This is a genomic window from Kitasatospora sp. NPDC058032 (assembly GCF_042885845.1).
In the GTDB taxonomy this organism is placed as follows: Bacteria; Actinomycetota; Actinomycetes; order Streptomycetales; family Streptomycetaceae; genus Kitasatospora.
This window is the reverse complement of record NZ_JBHVRK010000046.1, coordinates 1-15,608: the sequence shown is the minus strand read 5'-3', so window position 1 is coordinate 15,608 and position 15,608 is coordinate 1. Positions and strand designations below refer to the sequence as shown.

The window sequence follows — 15,608 nt, the reverse complement described above, 5'->3', positions numbered from 1 at the left end:
AGCCCACCATGCGCATGACCGAGACCTACCAGGCGGCCCTCGACGGGACCCTCGCCTCGCCCCCGAGGAAGTCCCGGGCCGAGGTCCTCGTCATCAACGACCTCTCGATCCCGCTCGACCTCTTCTACCTCGACCAGTCCGGCAACCTGTGCGGGCCCGCCAACGGGCTGTGGACCGCAGGCATGCCCGGGCTCGTGCTGGAGCCCGACGGCGGCAGCGTGGTGATCAGCGGGGACTGCTGGGCCGACGGCTGCTGGCTGGCCAAGTCCCACTACTCCGGTGCCTTCGCCGCCGTCCTGCGGAACCCGCCGGGCAAGAGCACCATGACCTTCTCCGGATCCGACCTGCTGGACCCCAACAACATCGGGCCGGTCCCCAAGCCCACCGCCGACGTGCTCATCCCGCAGGACGGCCCCAGCGTCCTGGTGGCCACCGGTCTCGTCCAGCACGGCGCCACGACCCGCACGCCGGTGACCCTGCCGGGGGACGACCAGGTCGGGCTCGGGAGGGCCGTCACCCGCGAGCAGTTCTGGCACTGCACGGGCGAGTCGTACAGCCTCGCTCCCGGGGAGAGCCGGACCGTCAGCTACACCGTCACCCAGGGCAAGCAGGACAGCAGTTCGGAGTCCGACACCACCAACGCCTCCGTCGGCGTGAGCGCGAGCGCCGGCTGGGGACCGTTCAGCGCCTCCGTCTCCGCCTCCCTGAGCGAGTCCTCCACCACCACCCAGCAACTCACCGTCTCCACCCAGTCGACCTCCTTCGTCTCCAGCACCTACCTGAACCTCGGGCAGTACCCCGAGCTCAACCTCTTCTGGCAGCTGACCGACGTCGCCACCGTCTACGACGGGACCGGACAGCCCCTGGCCTCCGTGATCTCCGGCGAGGCGCCGTCCGTCGTCTCCGGCCCCTGGGAGGTCCAGGAGGTCGAGAAGACGAAGGAGAAGAAGCTGCAGCCGAAGGCCGGCCACGACCGGCCCGCCAGGAAGTGAGCGGACCACGGGTGTGCGCGGCCGTCCCCCGGTCAGGCGCCGTGCCAGGACCTCCAGAGCGCCGCGTAGCCGCCGTCGGCCGCCAGAAGCTCGGCATGGCTGCCCAGTTCGACCACCCGGCCGCCTTCCATGACCGCGACCCGGTCGGCGTCGTGGGCGGTGTGCAGGCGGTGGGCGATGGCGATCACGGTCCGGCCCTTGAGCACGGCCGCGAGCGAGCGCTCGGTGTGCCGGGCCGTGGCCGGGTCGAGCAGGGAGGTCGCCTCGTCCAGGATCACCGTGTGCGGATCGGCCAGGACCACGCGGGCGAGGGCGAGTTGCTGCGCCTGCTGGGCGTCCGGGCGGTATCCGGCGGCGCCGAGTTCGGTGTCCAGCCCGTCCGGCAGCCCGTCCACCCAGTCGATGTCGACGGCGGCCAGCACCGCGCGCAGCTCCTGGTCGGTGGCGTCGGGCGCGGCGATCCGCAGGTTGTCCCCGACGGTGCCGAGGAAGACGTGGTGCTCCTGGGAGACCAGCACGACGTGGCGGCGCAGCAGCGCCGGGTCCAGCTCGGCGACCGGCACCCCGCCCACCGTGACCCGGCCGGCGCGCGGTGCGTCCGCTCCGGCCAGCAGCCGGCCCAGGGTGGACTTCCCGGCGCCGGAGGGGCCGACCACCGCCAGCCGCTCGCCCGGGCGGACCGTCAGGTCGACGCCGTGCAGGACGTCCCGCTCCCCCTGGTAGGCGTAGCGGACGCCGACCACGTCGATCCGGTCGTCGGCGGGCCGCCCGCCACCGGTCGTGGCCGGTGCGCCGATCCCGCCGACACCCTCGACCCGGGCGAAGGAGGCGTGGCCGCGCTGGATCTGGTCGATCCAGAGCATGACCTTGTCCAGCGGCTCGGCGAGCTTCCAGAAGTAGAGGGCGCAGGAGACGACCGCGCCGATGCTCACCGCCCCGGTGCCGCGCAGGGCGCTGCCGGCCAGCAGGATGCCGGCGACGGGGGCGACGTACGAGAAGTCGACCACCGGGAAGAGCACGCTGCGCAGGCGGAGCGTGTGGGTGCGGGTGACCCGGCAGCGCTCGATCGCCTCGGCGGCGGCGGCGATCCGGCGCTCCTCCAGGCCCAGCGCCTCGACCGTCCGGGCCCCGGCGGCGGTGGAGCCGAGCACCTCGGCGACCTCCGAGGTGGCGGCGCCCTCGGCGAGGTAGCCGGCGTGGGCGCGGCGCAGGTACCAGCGGGTGGCGAACCAGATCCCGGACAGGCAGAGCACCCCGCAGACGCCCAGCAGCGGGCTGACCGCGAGCATGGCGGCCAGGATGAGGACGACCTGGACGAGCGCGACGGACACCTCGGGTCCGGCGTCGCGCAGGGTGGTGCCGACGGTGGCGACGTCGGCGGTGCCGCGTGTCATCAGGTCACCGGCGCCCGCGCGCTCGCCCACCGACGCGGGCAGGCCGAGCACCCGCTCGACGAAGTCCTCGCGGACCCGGGCCAGGGTCCGTTCACCGAAGCGGTACGCGGTGTACCGGGCGAAGCGGCCCAGCAGCAGCTGCGCCAGCGCGAAGCCGAGGATGCCCAGGGCGAGCCGGTCGACGTGGCCGGCCCCGGCCCCGCCCCGGACGTCGTCGATGATCCGGCCGAGCAGCCAGGGGCCGCCCAGCCCGGCCGCCGCCGCGAGCCCGTTGAGGAGCAGCATCGCACCGACCGCGCGGCCGTCCTGGCGCACCAGGCGCACGGCGGCCCGGCGGACCTCGGCGGCCCCGGCGACCGGGAGGCCGCCGCCGCCCGGCTGGGTCGGAGCGGTCATCGGACGGCCTCCTCGGAGAGCGTGGTTCCGGTGCCGGCGGGTTCCGGCGCGTCCCCGCCGCGGGCGACCAGCGCGCGGTAGCCGGGCTGCGAGGCGAGCAGCGCCCGGTGCGGACCGGCGGCCACCAGGCGGCCGTCGGCGAGGTAGCAGACGGTGTCGGCCTGCTCCAGCAGGACGGGGGAGGTCGAGGTGAGCGCGGTGGTGCGCCCGGCCCGCGCCCGGCGCAGCCCGGCCGCCATGGCCGCCTCGGTGTGGGCGTCCACCGCCGAGGTGGGCTCGACCAGCAGCAGCACCTCCGGGTCGGCCAGCAGGGCGCGCGCCAGGCGCAGCCGCTGGCGCTGCCCGCCGGAGAGGTTGCCGCCCCCGGCTTCGACGGCCGTGTCGAGGCCCTCGGGCAGGGCCTGCACGACGTCCTGCGCGGCGGCGTCCCGCACGGCCCGGGCGATGGCCGCGTCGGTGTGCTCGGAGCGGCCTCCGACCACGGTGCGCAGCGGGCCGGCGAAGAGGTCGGCCTCGTTGTCCGCCACCACGATCCGGCGGCGGACCTCGGCCGTCGCGACCTCCGCGAGCGGAACGCCGCCCCAGGTGGCGGCGGACTCGCCGTACCGGCCGAGCCGGTCGACCACGGCCGCGGACTCGGCCGGGCGGGCGCCGACGATCGCGGTCAGCCGTCCCGGGGCCAGCTCCACGCCGGTGTCGGGGTCGTACAGGGCCGCGGGGCCCTCGGGGGCCGGGCGGAGGGTCGCGGCGTCCTGGACGGCGGGTGCCAGGTCGAGCAGGCGGACCACCCGCCCGGCGGCCACCAGTCCCCGGGTGAGGTCGTACCCGCTCTCGATGAAGCTGGCGACCGGCACCACCAGGACGGCGACGTAGCCGTAGACGGCGACCAGGGTGCCGACCGTGATGGTTCCCTCGGCGGCCATCCGGGCGGCCAGCCAGGTCACCAGGGCGAGGAAGAGGGCGGGCAGCCCGACCGCGAGTGCCTGGATCCAGCTGGTCACGGCGCCGACCCGGTAGCCCTCGGCGCGCAGCTCCCGCGAGCCGTCGCGGTAACGGCCGGCCAGCAGTTCCTTGCCGCCGATGCCGTTGAGGACGCGCAGGCCGCCGACGATGTCCCCGATCCGGGCGGTCAGCACGCCCTGCTGCTCGCGGTACTGCGCCTCCGCGCCCTGGAGCCGCTCCAGCAGCGGCCCGACCACGACGGCGAGCAGCGGTACGCCGAGCAGGACGACGGCCGCGAGCAGGGCGGAGACCGGAAGCAGCAGCGCAGCCGCGACGAGGTACGCGACGACGGCGCCGACGCCCGGGCCGGTGATCGTCAGCGTCTGGCTGATCCGGGCGACGTCGCCCGTCCCGATGTTGACCACCTCGCCGACCGAGACCCTGCGCGGCAGTTCAGCCCCCAGCCGGGTGGCGTGCGCGACCACGACCTTGACCGTCCGGAAGGTGGCGTCCATCCGGACCCGCGTCATGGTGCGGTGGCGCATGATGCCCAGCCAGGCGTTGAGCGCCGCGACGCCGACCAGTGCGGCCACCCAGCCGGCCAGGACGCCGGTGTTCCCCGGTTGCAGCCCGTCGTCGATCGCGCGCGCCATGAGGTACGGCGGGAGCATCAGGCAGACCATCCAGCAGGTGCCCAGCGTCGCTCCGCCCACGGCCCTCCGGCGCTGACTGACCGTCAGCCACCACAGGTAGCGCGCCGCGCTCCGGTGGTCGGGAGCACCCGGATGCGCGTACGAGTCCATCATGTGGGACACCCTAGGCGCCGCCTCGGAGATCGATCAAGGTCACGGGTGATCGCGATCCAGGGTCCGATCTGACGGATGCTCAGGTAAAAGGCCTGGTCAAAGGGTGGTCAACCCCCAGGCCCAGTCGCCGATCGGGTGATCCGATCACGCTAAGATCATTTCGCAACACGACGCGAAGGAGAGCTTGTGGCGCGGGTTGCGGTGATGGGCGCGGGCATCAGCGGGCTGGGAACGGCACTGATGCTCGGACGGCGGGGCCACACGGTCACGGTGTTCGAACAGGACACCCGCGAGGCCGGGGACGACCTGCACGAGGACTTCTACCACTGGGACCGGCCGCGGGTGCCGCAGGCCGTCCAGCCGCACTCGTTCCTCGCCCCCGTGCGCACCGTGCTGCGCGCCGAGGCCCCCGACGTCCACGCGGACCTGCTGGCGCGCGGGGCCCAGGAGTACCACGACTTCGACTGGTTCGACGAGCATCCGCCGCACCGCGACGGGGACGAGGAGCTGGTGACCCTGCGCACCCGCCGCATCGTGCTGGAGGCCGCCCTGGCGGCGGCCGTACGGCGGGAGGCCGGCGTCGAGGTGCGACGGGGCAGCCGGGTGCGCGGCCTCACCGTCGAAGCGGGCCGTCCGCCCCGGGTCACCGGCGTACGGGCGGACGCCGGACCGCACCCCGCGGACCTCGTCGTGGACGCGGCCGGCCGCCGCTCGCCCGTGCCCGGCTGGCTGGTCGCGGCCGGCTGCCGCCCGCCCGTGGTCGAGAGCCACCGCGCCGGGATCGCCTATCTGTGCCGCTGGTACCGGCTGCGCGCCGACGGCCCGCGCGACCCCGGCCGGGTGCCGCCCGGCTCGGCCGCGCCGTTCGCGCTCGCCGGCGTCTTCCCCTCCGACAACGGCACCTTCGCGGTGAACCTGGTGCTCTCCACCGGCGATCCGACCCGCGGCGCGCTCACCGACCCCGCCGTGTTCGAGGCCGCCGCCCGGCGCTTCCCCGCCACCGCCGCCTGGCTCGACCTGGCCCCCGAACCGCAGTCCCCCGTCCTGGCGATGGCCGGCCTGGACAACCGCTGGACCTCCCTCGTCGACGACGCCGGTCCCGTCGTCACCGGCCTGGTCAACGCGGGTGACAGCCTCATGCACACCAACCCCACCCTGGGCCACGGCGTGGCCCTCGGTCTGCGCGCCGCCCAGCACCTCGCCACCCACGCCGACCGGATCGCCGCCGACCCCACCGGCTACCACGCCTGGACCACCGAGGCCCTGCGCCCTTGGTACGACGCGCAGGTGACGGCCGACCGGGCCAACGAGCAGCGCCTCACCGACGACGCACCCCTCCCGGACCGCCGCGCCGCCGCACTGGCCGCCTGCGCCTTCGACGACCCCGTCGTCATGCGGGCCCGCGCCCAGGTCCGCCACCTCCTGCGACCGGCCGCCGACGCCTACGGCACGGACGAGGTCGACCGCCACGTCACCGCCTGGCTGGCCGCCCGCCCGGAGTTCGCCCCGACGCACGACGGCCCGACCCGCGACCAGTGGGACGCCCTGATCCCCGCCTGATCCCGGCCTGAGCACGGCCTGATCCCGGCCTGAGCACGGCCTGGGCGCGCCGACGGCGGGAGCCGCGGGAGCGGCAGGGACGCGTGACGGGCGGTGGGGCCAGGGGGCAGGATGGGGCGCATGTGCGGTCGCTTCGTCTCCACCACCACCCCGTCCGATCTGGCGGACCTGCTGCGCGCGTCCGTGTGGCCGGCGGCGGAGGCACTGGCACCGTCCTGGAACGTGGCGCCGACGGACCGGGTCCCCAGCGTGCTGGAACGGGTCGACCGGGAGACCGGGGAGATCACCCGGCAGGTACGGTCGCTGCGGTGGGGGCTGGTGCCGTCCTGGTCCAAGGATCCCGGCTCCGGGGCGCGGATGATCAACGCGCGGGTGGAGACGGCCCACGAGAAGCCCGCGTTCCGCAAGGCGTTCAAGGAGCGGCGGTGCGTGGTGCCCGCCGACGGCTACTTCGAGTGGCGGCCGGTCCCGGCGGCCGAGGGGCGCAAGACGTACAAGCAGCCGTACTACCTGCACCGGCCCGACGGCGGTCTGCTGCTGATGGCGGGGCTCTACGAGTTCTGGCGCGACCACGCGGTGGAGCACGACGACGACCCGGCCGCGTGGCTGGTCACCTGCACCGTGCTGACCACCGAGGCGACCGACGCGGCCGGCCGGATCCACGACCGGATGCCGGTCACCCTCGCCCCCGACACCCTGGACGAGTGGCTGAACCCGTCCGTCACCGACCCCGGCGAGGTGCGCGGCCTGCTGCACGCGCCGACCGGTGAGCTGCTGGTGCGCCCGGTGGCCACGACGGTCAACAGCGTGCGCAACGACGGCCCGCGGCTGCTGGACCCGGTCGAGGACCCGCTGCCGGAGGTCACCGGGGACCACTACACCTGAGCGGCGGCCGGATTGTCGGTGGTGTGCGCTAGCGTCGGGCCATGTCGATCACCTCGCTGTCGATCACCGCACACCTGCGCGACTCGGTCCCGCTGCCGGGCGGCGCCGCACTGGTCGACGGCTTCGCCCTGGAGCGCCGCGGAGGCGGGTCGCGCCGCGCCCTGCTGCGGCACGGGCGGGAGTTGGAGGTGTACGACCTCGACGAGCTGTTCGCCGGGGAGCGTGCGCCGGCCGCCGTCTTCCCGGTGCCCCGGCCCGAGTGGGAGCGCGGCGGCCCGTCGGTGAGCCCCGACGGCTCGTTCGCGGTCTTCGCCGACCAGCGCGCCGTGCGGGCCGTCGCGCGGGACGGGTCGACGCTGTGGGAACACCCGCACGACTGCTGGGGATTCGGGGGCTTCCACCCGCACACCGGCGACGAGCGGGAGCCGTGCCCCGGCCCCGAGCACGGTTCGTGCCGGATCTCCGACGACGGCCGGCTGGTGTGGGCGCACATCGCCTCCGCTTCGGCGGCACGGAACTGCCGCGAGCACTGGGTCGTCCTGAACGCCGGGGACGGCGGGGAGTTGGCCCGGCTGCCCCTGCGGAGCGAATCCTCCGGCTCCTTCCAGCTCTCCCACCCGGACGGCGCCCACGTCGGCCTCGGCATCGGCATGGGCCAGGACGGCGTCCTGCTCCACTGGGCCCGCTGGGACGGCGCGGAGCTCAGAAGTTGGGGCGTCAACCAGGAGCTGGACCGCATCCTGGCGGACGTCCACCCTGGCCACCCGGGGTTCCTGACGGTCGAGCACGGCGGCGCGGACCTGCGGCTGCACGCGCTGGACGGCACCGTGCTCGCCGAACGGACGCCCGAGCAGGACGAGGACGAGGACCCGCCCTGCTGGGACCACGGCTGCGGCTTCGTCGACGCCGACACCGTCATCGCCTCCACGCTCGACTCCGACGGTGCTCCGGAGCGCGCACGGCACTGGCTGCTGGACGCCCGCACCCTGGAGATACGGGGCACGGTCGACTATCCCGACGGTCCCGTCGACAGCTATGTGCGCCCGCTCGGCGACGGCACCTGGCTGACCTACGACGACGCGTACGGGACGCTCGACCGCTGGAGCACGACCGAGGAGTGAGCGCGTCAGTCCAGCGGGAGGGCCATCTCCAGCTCGCTGGCGGCCGGGTCGAGCGGGTACGGCTTGGCGGTGCCCGTGAAGGCGAAGCCGCGGCGGCGGTAGAAGGCGGCGGCCCGGGCGTTGTCCTCGTGCACGGTGAGCAGCAGGCGCCGCGCCCCCGCCTCGTCGCGCGCCCAGGCCACGATGGCGTCCAGCAGCAGGTCCGTCACCCCGCGCTCACGACCGCGGTGCTCCGGGGCGACCCAGACGCCGACCAGCAGCGCCGCGCCGGGCTCGGGGGTGAAGCCGATCATCGTACCGACCCACTCCCCCGGCGTCCCGGTGACGGCGACCAGACCGACGCTGCCGGGCTCGTTCACCCGGCGGACCCGGGCCTGCCACTCCTCGTCGCCGTGGGCGAGCGCCGTCTCGTGGGTCTCCAGGAAGGCCATCGGCGTGTCGAGCAGTTGCGCGAGACGCACCTCCCGCAGCCGCTCCCCGTCCTCCAGGCCGATCCGTTCGATGCGGTAGCCCATGGCCGTGCCTCCCCGTGGTGGTGATCACGCATTCGGGTCAGCAGCATAGGCCGGCGGTCGTCGCCGCCGGCAGGGCGTCGGCGCAGGTCAGGGGCAGCGCGGGCGGATAGGGTTCGGTAGCGGCGCGCGGACCGCCCCGTCCGCCGCACCCGCAGACGCCTCGAAGGAGCCCGCCATGCCGACCGCCCCCGCCGCCGAAGCCGCCGAACCGTCGATCGCGCGGTTCGGGCTGGGCACCGCGGCCGTCGGACGGCCCGGCTACATCACGCTCGGCCGCGACCTCGACCTGCCCGCCGAGCGCACCGTCGACGCCCTGCGCGAGCGCACCCACGCCCTGCTCGACGCCGCCTTCGCCGCCGGGGTGCGCTACTTCGACACGGCCCGCTCCTACGGACGCGCGGAGGAGTTCCTCGGCGGCTGGCTCGCCGCCCGGCCGCAGGCGGCACGGGAGGTGACGGTCGGCAGCAAGTGGGGCTACACCTACACCGCCGACTGGCGGGCGTCCGGCGTACCGGTGCACGAGGTCAAGGAGCACTCGACGGCGGTGTTCGAGCGCCAGATCGAGGAGACCCGGGCGACGCTCGGCGGCCTCCCGGACGTCTACCTGGTGCACTCGGTCACGCCGGACAGCCCCGCCCTCACCGACCCCGCGCTGCACGCCGGGCTCGCCGCACTGGCCGCCGAGGGCGTCCGGGTGGGCCTGTCCACCAGCGGCCCGGCGCAGGCCGCGGCGGTGCGGGCGGCCCTGGAGGTGACGGTCGACGGGCGGCCGCTGTTCGCCGCCGTGCAGTCCACCTGGAACCTGCTGGAGCCCTCCGCCGGCCCCGCCCTCGCCGAGGCCCACCAGGCCGGGTGGCTGGTGGTGGTCAAGGAGGCCATGGCCAACGGCCGGCTCGCCGACCGCAACGCCACCGGCCCCGACACCGCCGCGCTGCGCACGCTCGCGGCCCGCACCGGCGCGTCCTGCGACGCCCTCGCGCTGGCCGCCGTCGCCGCGCAGCCCTGGGCGGACGTGGTGCTCTCCGGCGCGGCCACCACCGGCCAGCTGGCCTCCAACCTGGAGGCCGTCGGGCTCACCGTGGACACCGCCGGCCCGGCCGGCCTCGCGGCGCTCGCCGAGCCGGCCGAGGAGTACTGGCGCACCCGCTCCGCGCTGCCCTGGGCCTGACGGCACCCGGCCCGCCCGGCCCCACCGCCGTCCCCTCAGCGCGGGGGGCGGCGGACCGTCAGCATGTCCTGGGTGTGGCCGATGGCGTAGCCACCGTCCGGCCGGGTGAAGTGGTGCCGGACGTAGGCGGCCAGCTCGGCCCGGTCGGGCAGCGGGTCCATGGCGGCCAGGTCGGCCACGTTGACCATGAACTCGGCGACGTCCACCGCCTCGTCCAGCCGGTCGGTGCGGTAGTGCAGGTCGAGGGCCTCGAGCGCGTACGCGTACTCCGGGGTGGTCCCCTCGGCGTCCTGGGCCGCCAGTTGCTCCGCCAGCGGCCGCAGGTCGTAGCGCGTGCCGGTGAAGTGCGCGGCCATCCGCATGCAGGGGCTCTCCGGGTTCTGGAGCACCACCAGCAGCGTCCCGCCGGGCGCCACCCAGTCCAGCACCCGGCGAACGGTGGGCAGCCAGTCCCGCGGCGGCACGTAGTACAGCACGTGCGAGAGGTGCACCAGGTCCGCCGGCCCGGGCGGCTCGGCCGCGCCGACCGGCTCGGGCAGCACGAGCGCGTCGGGGCAGGCCAGCCGCAGCTTCTCGCGCATCGCCGCACTGGGTTCGACGGCCACCGTGCGCTCGAAGTACTGCGCCAGGTACGCGGTGGTGCGCCCCTCGCCGGCGCCCACGTCCAGCAGCATCCGGCGCTGGTCCAGCCCGGCGACGACCTCGCCCAGCCGGGCGTGGGTGAGCGGCTTCTCGTCGGTGCCCGCGAGGAACAGCTCGAAGGCCCGGCGGTAGTCCGATCCGGCGACGTCCAGCACCCGGACCGGCCCGGCCCCCGCCGCCCTCGTTCCCGTCTCCGTCCCCATGCGACGACCTCCTCCTCGACGGCATGACCTGCCGGCCAGTGCACCCCGCCGGGGCGCCGTGCCGTTGCAGGCACGTTCCTGCCCGCGTGTCCCGCAGCCGACCCCGGCCGCCCCCGCTGGACCCCCACCGTCCGACGCCCGTGCACGCCACGGCCACGTCCGCGATCGCCTCGCCCGGCACGCTCGGGGCAGCCGGAGAGCGCCACCGCGCCGACCACGCCGCACCGCCCCTCCGCACCACCCCGCCGGAAGGAAGACGACCGCCCGTGTCCCGTACCGCCCGCCCCCGCCACTACCTGATGTGCCGTCCGGCCCACTTCACGGTCGACTACTCGATCAACCCGTGGATGGAGCCGGCGAAGCCGACCGACGCCGCCCGCGCCCTCGCCCAGTGGGAGCAGCTGTACGCACTCTTCCGGGACCTCGGCCACACCGTCGAGCTGATCGAGCCCGTCCCCGGCCTGCCCGACATGGTGTTCGCGGCCAACGGCGCCACCGTCGTCGACGGCACCGCCCTGGTGGCCCGGTTCCGGCACGCCGAGCGCGCCAAGGAGGCCCCGGCGTACCGGGAGTGGTTCGACTCGCGCGGCTACCGCAGGGTGGTGCAGGCCGAGTTCACCAACGAGGGCGAGGGCGACTACCTGCTGGTCGGCGAGCGGCTGCTGGCCGGAACGGGCTTCCGCACCGACCGCCGGGCGCACGCCGAGGCGCAGCGCGTGCTCGGCCGCCCGGTGGTCACCCTGGAGCTGGTCGACCCGCGCTACTACCACCTGGACACCGCGCTCGCGGTGCTCGACGACGACGAGATCATGTACTACCCGGCCGCGTTCTCGCCGGAGAGCCGCGCCACGCTCGCCGCGCTGTACCCGGACGCCGTGCTCGCCTCGGCCGAGGACGCCGCCGTCTTCGGTCTGAACGCCGTCTCGGACGGCCGCCGGGTGGTCCTGCCCGAGGCCGCGGTCGGGCTGGCGGCCCGGCTGCGCGCGCGGGGCTTCGAGCCGATCGGGATCGACGTCACCGAGCTGCTCAAGGCGGGCGGCAGCGTGAAGTGCTGCACCCTGGAGCTGCGCGGCGCACCCGCCTGACCTGCCGTTTTCCCGGCGCGACCGCCGGCGGAAATCCGGTGTCCTGCGACGGCCGGCCGGTGTTAGGGTCGTCCGGCCGGCCGCGGGACTCCGGCGCGACTTCCGAAGCGTGCCTCTACAGCGATGATTCGCAGTTCGTGCCCCCATTCCCCGGCCGGCATCCATCACGGAACCGCACGGACGGGACCGCACGGACGGAGGAGGTCGGGCCGGTGGAGACGTACGGCGACCTGGTCGCCGCCGAGGACGTGCTGCTGTTCGTCAACGCCGCGATCACCGGCACCGGCCAGCGCGAGTTCCACTCCGGGGCGGCCGAGCAGCAGCTCTCGCTGGACTTCCTGCACACGTACATGTGCGTCAACTACCGGGGCCCGTACGCCGCCGCGCTCGCCCTCGACATCAACGACCACAACGCCGCCCTGATCGTCCGCCGGCTGCTGGAGACCTCCCGGGAGGCCACCGAGGAGCAGCGGCGCACCGAGGGCCGGCTGATCGCCCGCCGGCTGGAACTGCTGCCGCCGCAGCGGGTCTACCGGCTGATCGGCGAGCTGCGCCGGGCCAAGGTCAACAACCGACGCACCCGCGCCATCCTGCGCGACTGGCTGGCCGCGCGCCCCGACCAGACCCTGGACGCCGTCAAGTACCGCGCCGGGCTCAAGCGGGCGCTGCGCCACGCCCACCTGCGGCCCGCCGAGGCGGAGACCGGCGACTTCCTGTACGCCCCGGGCCGGCGGGCCAAGTACCGGGCGCCGCTGCTGGACGCCTGGCGGCGCGCCCACCACCAGAAGGCCGCCGTCTTCGAACTCCCCTACACCGTCGCCGAGTCCTTCGCGCAGCGGCACGGCATCCCGCGGGCCGCCTTCCTGGATCGGATCGCACCCCGACTGACCGCCCTGGAGCGGCTGCGCCTGCAGGAGTCGGCCCGTGCCCACGGGGCCGACGCCGTCGCCGCGGACCTCGCGGGGATGCCGCTCACCCGGCTCGCCTCCTACGTGCTGGGCCTGCCGCCCGCCGACCGGATCGCGCGCCGCGCGGAGCTGACCGACGCCCTGCGCGGCTCGGCCCGCCGGGCCGCCCGCGCGGCCGGGTCGGCAGGGTCGGCAGGGTCGGCAGGCAGTGCGTCTGCCGGGGAAGGGTCTGCCGGGGGCGGCTGGGGCCGGGTCACCGCCGTGCTGGACGACAGCTGGTCGGCGTACGGCTCGGGCGTCAAGCGCCGCCGGCCGCTGGCCGCCGCGCTCGCCTGCCACTTCCTGCTGGAGGCCCTGGCCGACGAGTACACGGCGCTGTGGACCTCCGGGCGCACCGACGCGCTGCTCGCCCGCCCGTCCGGCCCGACCCCGCTCGGCCGCCGGATCCTGGACGCGCTCGACACCGCGCCGCAGCGGCTGCTGATCGTCTCCGACGGCTGGGACAACGCCCCGCCCGGCCTGGCCGCCGAGGTGCTGCGGGTGTGGCGCACCCGGCTGGACCCGGAGCGCCGGACCAGCATCGTGCACCTCAACCCGGTCTACGACGCGGAGGGCTTCGACGTGCGCCGGCTCGCCCCGACGGTACCCACGGCCGGGCTGCGCGACGCCGAGGACCTGCCGGCCCTGGTCGAGTTCGCCCGCTTCGCCGAGGGTCGTACCGACCTCGCGGAGCTGACGGCGCACCTGGCGGCCCGCACCGCGCGCTTCCTGTCCGCCGCTCCGGAGGGAACCGTCCGATGAGCCCCGCGTTCCCCGCCGGCCCGCCCGCCTTCCGGCTCGACCTCACCGGCCTCGAGACCCGGCCCGCCCAGGTGTGGGGCGGGGTGCGCCTGGTCCCGCTGGTCCGCCCGGAGCCGATCGCCGACCTGCGGCTGCACCAGGAGCTGTACGAAGCCGAGTACGCCGCCGTCCCGGTGGGCCGCCGCACCACCTACCACTCCTACATCCCGCACGGCTTCGTCGCCGACTGGACGCACGACGGCACCCCGGCGGCCGCGTACGGCACCCGGCTCGACCCCGCCGCCGGCCCGTCCGGCACGCCGTCCGCCACCCTGCCCGCCGCGCCGCCCGAGCGCGTCCGGGTCCGGGTGCCGCGCCGGCTGGCCAAGCGCGAGGGCCGCACCCGGCTGCGCTTCCTACCCCTGCACCTCGCCCTGGAGGGCTACCTCGCGCTGCACTTCGGAGGCCCGTCCATCGCCTGGGAGCAGTGGTCCGACCAGGCCCTGCGGCGCGGCCTGTCCCCGCGCGCCGAGGAGGCCTACTCCGGCGGCCAGGTCCGCGGCCTCGCCGACGCCCTGCGCGTCTTCGAGCTCCACCCCGGCCAGTGCGGCCTGCTCGTATACGTCGCCGACGCCCTCGCCGCCGCTTCTGTCGTCCCGCACCCCGACGACTACCGCGCCCTGCACCGCACCCTGCTGCTGGACCTCTACGGCGAGCTGATCCACCACTACGCCGTCCTGTCCGCGCCCGTCCCGGACTTCCGCGCCGACCTGCGCGGGGCCGGCCCGATCAACTCCGTCGCCGACCTGCGCGCCGCCGTCGCCCAGCAGGAGCACGCCTGGACCGCCTTCCACGACGGCACCATGGCCGGCGGCCTCCTGGACACCGCCTACCGGGCCCGCACCGTCCGCCGCCTGGGCCGGTTCACCCTCAGCCGCTTCCTGCCGGAGTTCCGGCCCCGCCAGGAGAACCACATCGGCGAGGCGATCACCGACGAACAGGGCCGCATCGCCTACCTCAAGACCTTCCGCCTCTCCGAACCCCAGATCCGCCGCGGCTACCTGCTGGACCGCCTCGCCGCCCACGACTGGCACCTGCCGACCACCGCCACCGCGCTGAACCTCAGCGAACCCCAGCTCGCCCTCCGCCTGGAGGCCGCCGGCTTCGCCGAACTGCTCCGCCAGGACGTCCTCGACCACCACCGCCGCGCCGCGCGCGGGTAGCGCCCGGCCTCCCTCGTCCACGCAGGACCTCGGGCGATCACTGCTGACGAATTGTCAACAAGTGCCTCTCCATGCCTTGACGGTGTGCGGACAGCGCTCTACAACGTAGTCAACTGCCGGGCACCGGGCCCCACTTCCTTCGGCGCAGCCGGCCGTCCGCCCGCTCGTCCCCTCACCGAGAACGAGGCACCCTCATGCGCATGCACCCCTGCCTTGCCCTGGCCGCGGCCGCCGCCACCCTGGCCGTCGGCGCGCTCCCGGCCGCCGCGGCGCCCGCCGCCGGGTCCGTGCTGACCGCCGGCGGAACGGCCGTCGCGGTCGGCGACGTCCTGCAGGCGCCGCTCGCCGCCGGCACCCGCGCCACCTTCTCCTCGGACACCACCGGCTCGACCGGGGTCTTCTGCGGCACCTCGCCACTGACCGCCAAGGTCCTGAGCAACCCCGCCGCGCCGGGCACCGCCACCGCCTCCCTGACCGGCCTCACCTTCGGCTCGTGCACGGCCAACGTCACCGGCGTCACCTCGGTCAAGAGCCTCACGGTCGGCAACCTCGCCTACGGCGTCACGGTCGCCGACTCCGCCGGGCTGCCGGTCACCCTCACCGCCGGGCCGGCCGGACCGATCCAGGCCTCGGCCGTGCTCAACAGCTGGTTCGGCACCCTCACCTGTACCTACCAGCTCAGCGGCGCCTTCACCGGGAGCGCCGACAACACCGCGCACGCCCTGGTCTTCCGCAACGCGCACTTCGTCAAGAGCGCCGGTTCCAGCCTCTGCCCCGGCGAGGGCTACTTCTCCGCGACCTACGGCCCGATGGCCGACTCCACCCAGCCCGGCGGCCCGGCCGTCTCCGTGAACTGAGCCCACCCGGACCCGGGGGGCCCGGGGGGGGCGCCCCCCCCCCCCGGCCGCCGGGCCCCCCCCCACGCCCGCGCCCCCCTGGGTTGGGGCGGGGGGGACGGCGGCGCCCAACGGGCGCCCCCGGGGTGTGG

General features: G+C 75.4%; 13 protein-coding genes. 9 read left to right on the top strand and 4 right to left on the bottom strand.

All coding sequences use genetic code 11. From position 1 onward, the window contains the following. Positions 1-8 precede the first annotated feature (8 nt). Positions 9-992: a hypothetical protein gene (locus tag ACFVUH_RS36305; protein ID WP_387917838.1), complete on the top strand. Its 984-nt coding sequence runs from the start codon at positions 9-11 to the stop codon at positions 990-992. Between the two features lie 32 nt (positions 993-1,024). Here the strand turns inward: ACFVUH_RS36305 and ACFVUH_RS36300 are convergent, their stop codons facing one another. Both ACFVUH_RS36300 and ACFVUH_RS36295 read right to left on the bottom strand, forming a co-directional pair. After that, positions 1,025-2,782, bottom strand: coding sequence for an ABC transporter ATP-binding protein (locus ACFVUH_RS36300; protein ID WP_387917837.1), 1,758 nt, complete (start codon positions 2,780-2,782; stop codon positions 1,025-1,027). Further along, positions 2,779-4,530, bottom strand: a complete 1,752-nt coding sequence (locus tag ACFVUH_RS36295; RefSeq protein WP_387917836.1) for an ABC transporter transmembrane domain-containing protein — start codon at positions 4,528-4,530, stop codon at positions 2,779-2,781. Before ACFVUH_RS36295 ends, ACFVUH_RS36300 begins: the two co-directional genes overlap by 4 nt. Before the next feature lie 186 nt (positions 4,531-4,716). On the opposite strand from ACFVUH_RS36295, the gene ACFVUH_RS36290 reads away from it, so the two are divergent. The 3 genes from ACFVUH_RS36290 to ACFVUH_RS36280 all read left to right on the top strand — a co-directional run bounded on the left by ACFVUH_RS36290 (position 4,717) and on the right by ACFVUH_RS36280 (position 8,096). After that, positions 4,717-6,090: an FAD-dependent oxidoreductase gene (locus tag ACFVUH_RS36290; protein ID WP_387917835.1), complete on the top strand. Its 1,374-nt coding sequence runs from the start codon at positions 4,717-4,719 to the stop codon at positions 6,088-6,090. 120 nt (positions 6,091-6,210) lie between these two features. Continuing rightward, positions 6,211-6,975, top strand: a complete 765-nt coding sequence (locus ACFVUH_RS36285; RefSeq protein ID WP_387917834.1) for an SOS response-associated peptidase — start codon at positions 6,211-6,213, stop codon at positions 6,973-6,975. Positions 6,976-7,016: 41 nt separating this feature from the next. Beyond that, on the top strand, positions 7,017-8,096 hold the full coding sequence (locus ACFVUH_RS36280) for a hypothetical protein (protein WP_387917832.1): 1,080 nt from the start codon (positions 7,017-7,019) through the stop codon (positions 8,094-8,096). A 5-nt stretch (positions 8,097-8,101) separates the two neighbouring features. Here ACFVUH_RS36280 and ACFVUH_RS36275 read toward each other — a convergent pair whose 3' ends face one another. Then, on the bottom strand, positions 8,102-8,611 hold the full coding sequence (locus ACFVUH_RS36275) for a GNAT family N-acetyltransferase (RefSeq protein WP_387917831.1): 510 nt from the start codon (positions 8,609-8,611) through the stop codon (positions 8,102-8,104). Positions 8,612-8,786: 175 nt separating this feature from the next. Here ACFVUH_RS36275 and ACFVUH_RS36270 point away from each other — a divergent pair, with 175 nt between their 5' ends. After that, positions 8,787-9,779 carry an aldo/keto reductase gene (locus ACFVUH_RS36270; protein ID WP_387917830.1) on the top strand — a complete coding sequence of 331 codons (993 nt, stop codon included), beginning with the start codon at positions 8,787-8,789 and terminating at the stop codon, positions 9,777-9,779. A gap of 35 nt (positions 9,780-9,814) precedes the next feature. Here ACFVUH_RS36270 and ACFVUH_RS36265 read toward each other — a convergent pair whose 3' ends face one another. Next, a complete protein-coding gene (locus ACFVUH_RS36265; protein WP_387917829.1) occupies positions 9,815-10,624 on the bottom strand; it encodes a class I SAM-dependent methyltransferase in 810 nt (269 codons plus the stop codon). A 266-nt stretch (positions 10,625-10,890) separates the two neighbouring features. Between ACFVUH_RS36265 and ddaH the strand changes: the two genes are divergently transcribed. The 4 genes from ddaH to ACFVUH_RS36245 all read left to right on the top strand — a co-directional run bounded on the left by ddaH (position 10,891) and on the right by ACFVUH_RS36245 (position 15,477). Further along, positions 10,891-11,709, top strand: a complete 819-nt coding sequence (gene ddaH, locus ACFVUH_RS36260) for a dimethylargininase (protein WP_387917827.1) — start codon at positions 10,891-10,893, stop codon at positions 11,707-11,709. A gap of 212 nt (positions 11,710-11,921) precedes the next feature. Then, positions 11,922-13,418: a hypothetical protein gene (locus ACFVUH_RS36255; RefSeq protein WP_387917825.1), complete on the top strand. Its 1,497-nt coding sequence runs from the start codon at positions 11,922-11,924 to the stop codon at positions 13,416-13,418. After that, positions 13,415-14,620: a hypothetical protein gene (locus tag ACFVUH_RS36250; protein ID WP_387917823.1), complete on the top strand. Its 1,206-nt coding sequence runs from the start codon at positions 13,415-13,417 to the stop codon at positions 14,618-14,620. The genes ACFVUH_RS36255 and ACFVUH_RS36250 overlap by 4 nt, the downstream gene beginning before the upstream one ends. A gap of 200 nt (positions 14,621-14,820) precedes the next feature. Then, complete coding sequence (locus ACFVUH_RS36245; protein WP_355371610.1) at positions 14,821-15,477, top strand: Tat pathway signal sequence domain protein; 657 nt, start codon at positions 14,821-14,823, stop codon at positions 15,475-15,477. Positions 15,478-15,608 lie beyond the last annotated feature (131 nt).